The sequence below is a fragment of the Bradyrhizobium sp. genome (assembly GCF_016462955.1).
Taxonomy (GTDB): Bacteria; Pseudomonadota; Alphaproteobacteria; order Rhizobiales; family Xanthobacteraceae; genus Bradyrhizobium.
This window is the reverse complement of the sequence record NZ_JAEMSD010000520.1, coordinates 4,006-4,666: the sequence shown is the minus strand read 5'-3', so window position 1 is coordinate 4,666 and position 661 is coordinate 4,006. Positions and strand designations below refer to the sequence as shown.

Genomic DNA, 661 nt, shown 5'->3' with positions numbered 1-661 from the left:
ATGATCCGCGCCCTCTCGCTCTGCCTTCTTGTCCTGCTCGGTGTGCCTGCCGCTGCGCAAACGCCGCCGGAGCAAAAGCCATCGACTGAACAAAAGAATACGGTCGAGCAAAGGCCGTCCGCCGAGCCGAAGCCTGCCGCGCTGTTGTGTGTCTACAACAACAGAAAATACAGCGAGGGTGCGAACGTCTGTGTGCAAAAAGCCATGATGCAGACCTGCACCGTCGATGGCGCCAAGGCTGTGTGGATCAATGTCACGGACGAACACCTCAGCAGCCGCTGCACGGCGCCTGCGCCGCGCCTTTCAAAATATCAGCGGCGCGCGATCTGGAATCGCCGGAACATCGCCCGGGAAATTTCGCCGCCGACGGATAGTTCGCCGTTCTGCTTTTATACGGACGGAAAGCGGTTCTGCGAGTAGAGATCAGTTGACCTTGTAGATCGCATTGGCCCAGGTGCCGCCGCATGTCTCCTCGCGGTTGCCGGTGCACTCGGCGTTGCAGCCATCGGACTTGCCGAATTTCCCGAAAGCGTTGCCGCAGAAGCAATAGGATGCGTCCTGCGTTCCGGCATGGCATCTCCGGGCTTTCGGCGCGTTGTCTACCACACGGGCGGAACCGCGGAAAAGAACCCGGCTGTGGCAAAAAATCGGTGTTTCGCTT

2 protein-coding genes are annotated in these 661 nt (G+C 59.6%); one reads left to right on the top strand and one right to left on the bottom strand.

The annotated features are described in order from the left end of the window. Positions 1 to 420 (top strand): DUF1496 domain-containing protein (locus JHD07_RS33320; protein ID WP_006023035.1); only part of this gene is annotated, 420 nt, incomplete at its 5' end. 3 nt (positions 421 to 423) lie between these two features. Here JHD07_RS33320 and JHD07_RS33315 read toward each other — a convergent pair. Continuing rightward, positions 424 to 661, bottom strand: a 238-nt coding sequence (locus JHD07_RS33315; protein ID WP_291629863.1) for a WSC domain-containing protein, incomplete at its 5' end; no start/stop codon positions are given.